The following is a 3835-nucleotide window of genomic DNA, read 5'->3' on the forward strand; positions in this document are numbered from 1 at the left end:
GCTCGGTATGCCTGTTCGTCAGGCAACTGATTAATTGGCTGGAGCGCCTGACAATAAAGGGACTGAAGCAGTTATTTGATCAACAACGCCCTTATTAACACGACCTATTTATAGTTTTCAAAAATAAATACTAGAGCTTTAGATTAAAGATGTTTGTGTTCAAAATTTAATGGAGTTAAGTTCTAATTAGTCCAGTATGAGAAAGAAACACTTTTTGAAGGAGTAAACCGTTTGAGAACGCTTGGAAGCATATTTTTAATTTACTTTGCTGTTCATTCAGCGCCGTCAAGTGCAAGTGAAAAGGTATCAGAGATACAAGTTCTTCAACAAATGGCATTTGAGTCACTAATGTGTCAATCGTTCGCGAAGTTTGCCCGAAATGACTCGGAACTAAAGTGGGTGGTCTATGAGAATGATGTTGAACGCTCAAATTATAGTGCTGATTTAGCGCAAACAATTGCTGAGAACTCGTTATCTGCGAACGATGTGAATCAACTATATTCAGTTGTAGGTGCAAGATATTTGAATGCATCCGATAAGATGAAAAATGAATTAAAGGCGATGGGTAGTGTCGAGAAGAAAAAAAGTGGAGAGGCATTTATCGAAAAATGTCGTAGTGTGTGGGATTTGTTGAGCTGAATACGCAAAGAAAAAGAACAAAGCTATGACGGTACGTAACTCAATACTAATATTCCTGTTGAGCATTTTTGCTTTTTCGTGCTCAACACCAAGTGATGCCAACTACGTAGTGAAAAAAAGTAGATCGGGTATATGTCATGACTCTTCAAGCACATATTTTGATCAAACTAAAAGCTTTGAGGCTTTCCAATCGATAGAAACCTGTCTCAACAGCGGTGGAAGGTTACCCAAAGCGAGTTCGGCGTATCAGCAAGCTGAAAAGGAAGCGCTGAACGAAGGAAGAATTTTTACTGGTGAGTACGATAGAGCTGATTGGCCGCATTGGATTGATGATGATAGTGATTGTCAGAATACACGCCATGAAATGTTAATATCAGCATCTAGCATTCCTGTTGGGTTTAAAACTGATAGAGGATGCCAAGTTGCCGTCGGTGAATGGTATGACCCGTATTCAGGTGACACATTTACCGACTCTACCACGCTTGACCTTGACCACATTGTTCCGCTCAAATTTGCACATGGTCATGGTGGGGATAAATGGTCCCGAGATAAACGAAAAGCGTTTGCAAATGACCCGCAAAACCTTTTACTTGTAAAAGCATCGCTTAATAGACAGAAAGGTGCTAAGGGCTTAGATGAGTGGTTACCACCGAATCATGCTTATCGATGCAAATACATAGCGAAGTTTATGGAAGTCGTCGATAAGTATGCTCTTCAGCTCATTCCTAGCGAAAAAAGAGTCATCAGCAAAATGCATAACGCCTGCAAAATGAAATAACTTCAAAGTAAAATATAAAGAAAAACCAACCCAGTGCGATAGTACAGTTAATTCTCACTGCCAAATACAGTAAATTGGCGTAAACAAAATATTGCAAAGATTTCTTGGAATGATTAGTTCGTATAGTAATGATGTAAGGGCCATTGTAGCTGATACTTACTTAGCCTATACCTCCGATATAGGTGGAGCAGAAGCGTTTAAACGCTTTGTATCGAGAGTAAAACCTCTTGTTGATGTAAGGAGAGATCCACGATTTTCCGCTTTCACGGATGAAGAACTTATTGATGAAATGCTCCTGCTTGAACATGACATAACTCGTACCATTCGGAGGCTGTTTGATAGTCCACTGTCTAACAAAAACAACTGTAATATGTAAACTGCTAAAGAATGATAGCCTCAACGATTTGTCTATAAGTCTCAAAAAGATAGAATTTATATGATAACTATTTTTTGAAACGAATTTGCCCAATACATAGCAAAATAAGTGAGCATCGAAAGACCGTAACTGATTGCTCTCAATACTCAAGATATTAAATTGGTGCTAGGGCAGGATTATTTGCTATTTACTAATTTGACATTCCTAATCAATAACCTTTGTAGCGACACTAGACGCAACGCCCCCCACAATCCCACCAGTTGTTGTAACAACTGTCGTCCCAAGAGCAATGCCACCACCTCCAGCTGACAAAGCGCCACCACCCAAAGCAGCAAGAGATGCGTTTGAGAGAGCTGCTCCAGTAAGCGTGTTTATCGCTGTACCAGTACTGGCGAGTCCCAACATACCTGTTGAGCCTACAGCGCCTGCGATTATCGGCGCGGTTGCAGCAGCTACGCCACCAGTCAAGACTGTCGTTGTGACTATCGCTGCACTTTTTATTGGATTTTCACTTATATATTCAATTGTATCGTCAAGCGTGCCACAGATACCTTCTATAACGACAGTGTTTACTGCTTTATCAATACCACGCCCAATACTACAAATACTCTTATCTAGCGAATGCCCCACTGGACTTAATACATTATCACACAACGAATCCCACAAACTCATAATGTCATCTCCAAAAAATGTTAATTCTATGCAAAATGTTCTAGTAACAATTAAGAACTTTTCGAGGGCATAGTGTCACGGAAGTTTTGACGACGAAACACCTTTAACTCTATTAGTTGGTCGTGTAGTGTAAGTTATATATATGACTTACACGGTAGTTCGGAATTGATTTCGGTTAGTGAACCTGCTTATCAAAACTTTTTAGACGATTTTAATCACGCTTTGAGGTTCGAATATTCTGTAAGGGCTTTAAGCTTGAGCAATAAAGAAAGGTATAATGAAATTGTTGATATCGTGGGTCAGTTTTATCAACCACAGAATGTAAAGTTGACTACTGAACTGGTCAAATGGTCAGAGATAATAGAGCATACTTCTTTCAAAGAGTTTGTTAACTCAAGATTTATTTTTGATAAATTACTTATGGGAACGCTAAAAGAGTCGGAACTAATCCCCTTCAGAAACCTAGATGATAAGGTTAAGAACAAAATTTTTTCAGTGCGCAAACGGGTTCAAGATATAAGAAGCACCAAACTAGGCTCGCATTTTCTAGAGCTTCTCGAACTCTTCCTTCAAGATTATCCCGCAAGTTCTTTTCTAACGAAAAATAATATTGCTGATATGTACGAGTCTGTTGCTAACTGGGTTACGAAGTCTAGTTATGATGAAGACAGTATCAAGAGCGACTTTTACGCTCCGAGAGCATTGCCTAAAAACTGCTTAATACAAAGAACTAACTTTTCAGCAAGAGAAAGTGGTCAGCTATCCCTCATAGTGACTAATCCCGATTCGTTAGATGAAAAGTGCTTTAAGGCCGCAATAGGTGAGTTTTCCCGTCAATACTATAAAGCCAAAAAAAGATATGCTCGTAACGAAGAGGTTCTATTAAAAGAATATGTTTATATAACGAAAAAAAATCAAATAAAAGCGAGATTAGAAGGGTTGTATTGCTGGGACATGCTAGAACAAAACGTAGGTGGTGATACTTCTAGAGTTGAAATAATGAGGTTAGCGATAAAAAAGTTGAGAATTTTGGGAGACTCGCCAAGCAAAGACGACTATCAAAATAAATTCAAAAGTCTAAGAAAATTCATTGAGCGGGTAGATAATGACATTAAGAAGAATCACATATATTTGAGAGCTTGCAAAGCGATCTAGTTACATATGCGATAATCAAATGCAACTAGTGTTAATCAAAAGCTGGTATGACTTTTATAGTATCGACTGCCGAAAAGAGCCACGATAAAAACTTGTAAAGTCATAACTGGAAAAGCCTTCGGTTCTCTAAATAACTGTTCTTAAGTGTAGAGCACCCCATAGGGGAACTCAGTGTGATTTCTGCGATCAGATCAATCGCCAAAAAGAAATTACCG

At 38.8% G+C, this 3835-nt stretch carries 4 protein-coding genes; 3 read left to right on the top strand and 1 reads right to left on the bottom strand.

The genetic code is table 11. The features are described from left to right. The first annotated feature begins 231 nt into the window (after positions 1-231). Together ACXAG2_RS20715 and ACXAG2_RS20720 are read left to right on the top strand one after the other, a co-directional pair. Complete coding sequence (locus ACXAG2_RS20715) at positions 232-639, top strand: hypothetical protein (RefSeq protein WP_039237016.1); 408 nt, start codon at positions 232-234, stop codon at positions 637-639. A gap of 25 nt (positions 640-664) precedes the next feature. After that, positions 665-1417, top strand: coding sequence for an HNH endonuclease family protein (locus ACXAG2_RS20720; protein WP_474870198.1), 753 nt, complete (start codon positions 665-667; stop codon positions 1415-1417). Positions 1418-1997: 580 nt separating this feature from the next. On the opposite strand, the gene ACXAG2_RS20725 is transcribed toward ACXAG2_RS20720, so the two are convergent. Then, the gene (locus ACXAG2_RS20725; RefSeq protein ID WP_474870201.1) at positions 1998-2465 is read right to left on the bottom strand and encodes a hypothetical protein; all 468 of its coding nucleotides are present in this window, start codon (positions 2463-2465) and stop codon (positions 1998-2000) included. A gap of 255 nt (positions 2466-2720) precedes the next feature. Here ACXAG2_RS20725 and ACXAG2_RS20730 point away from each other — a divergent pair, with 255 nt between their 5' ends. Then, the gene (locus tag ACXAG2_RS20730) at positions 2721-3620 is read left to right on the top strand and encodes a hypothetical protein (RefSeq protein ID WP_474870204.1); all 900 of its coding nucleotides are present in this window, start codon (positions 2721-2723) and stop codon (positions 3618-3620) included. Positions 3621-3835 lie beyond the last annotated feature (215 nt).

Source organism: Alteromonas sp. ABH4_456 (assembly GCF_056160645.1).

Bases quoted from the DNA above. Each gene is read 5' to 3' on its own strand.
- ACXAG2_RS20720 (WP_474870198.1), top strand. From the start codon at position 665: ATGACGGTACGTAACTCAATACTAATATTCCTGTTGAGCATTTTTGCT.
- ACXAG2_RS20725 (WP_474870201.1), bottom strand. From the start codon at position 2,465: ATGAGTTTGTGGGATTCGTTGTGTGATAATGTATTAAGTCCAGTGGGG.